This window comes from Psychrobacter coccoides, from assembly GCF_017498085.1.
GTDB classification, from domain to species: Bacteria; Pseudomonadota; Gammaproteobacteria; order Pseudomonadales; family Moraxellaceae; genus Psychrobacter; species Psychrobacter coccoides.
This window is the reverse complement of record NZ_JAGBKM010000056.1, coordinates 1-525: the sequence shown is the minus strand read 5'-3', so window position 1 is coordinate 525 and position 525 is coordinate 1. Positions and strand designations below refer to the sequence as shown.

Sequence of the window (525 nt, the reverse complement as noted above, 5' to 3'; positions counted from 1 at the left end):
TGTGAGCTGGTACAAGATGCACGAGGCAGATGGTATGCCTGTGTGACGGTTAAAGAATCTCCAAAGATTAAGTGTGGCACTGGCCAAGTTGGTATCGATTTAGGCTGTAAAGATGCCGCAGTCAGTAGTAATGGCGATGTTCTAACCACTAAGCTGACCCATCAATACGCAGAAAAACTGGCCATTGCTCAAAGAGCCAAAAACAAAAAACGGGTCCGTGCCATTCACGCCAAGATTAAAAACACCCGCCAAGACTTGATCCATAAATTCACATCAAAGCTTGTTAAAGCCAACAGCTTAATCGTTGTTGGGAAGATTAAATCAAACTCATTCACTTCATCCAAACTGGCCAAATCCGTCTATGACGCTGGTTGGTTTGAGATTAAGCGGCAACTGGATTATAAATGCGCAAACGCAGGTTGCCACTATCTTGAAGTCAATGAAGCGTACAGCACCCAAACCTGATCAAATTGCGGCTCTCGCCAAGACAGTCCGAAAGGTAGAGAAGGTCTTGGTATAAGAGCA

The 525-nt window shown here is 44.8% G+C and carries 1 protein-coding gene; it reads left to right on the top strand.

Annotation, left to right across the window (positions count from 1 at the left end):
• Positions 1–465 (top strand): RNA-guided endonuclease InsQ/TnpB family protein (locus J3492_RS13040; RefSeq protein ID WP_243453265.1); only part of this gene is annotated, 465 nt, incomplete at its 5' end.
• Positions 466–525: the final 60 nt, after the last annotated feature.